Genomic DNA, 218 nt, shown 5'->3' with positions numbered 1-218 from the left:
GGGTCTTTCCCAATTACGGGGGCACTCAATCAACAGCATAGTACTCTAACTCTGGTTCTATAATTTTCAAAGTTTTTAAAGCCATAGGCTCGTCTTTGAATCAATTTCATTTTTCTATGGAAGCCTTCGGTAATGCCGTTAGACTTGCTGAATCGCCACATTCTCACGATCTCTTCTTTCCAAGAATCTAAGGTTTTACCAAGAGCGCATAATGATTT

At 39.4% G+C, this 218-nt stretch carries 1 protein-coding gene; it reads right to left on the bottom strand.

The features are described 5' to 3' along the window. Positions 1 to 29: 29 nt before the first annotated feature. The coding region (locus Lrub_RS14565) for a transposase (protein ID WP_162263131.1) at positions 30 to 218 on the bottom strand (189 nt) is incomplete at its 5' end.

Origin of the sequence: Legionella rubrilucens, assembly GCF_001468125.1 — a bacterium.
Taxonomy (GTDB): domain Bacteria; phylum Pseudomonadota; class Gammaproteobacteria; order Legionellales; family Legionellaceae; genus Legionella_C; species Legionella_C rubrilucens.
The sequence above is the reverse complement of the archived record's forward strand: the minus strand, read 5'-3'. Positions and strand labels throughout refer to the sequence as shown.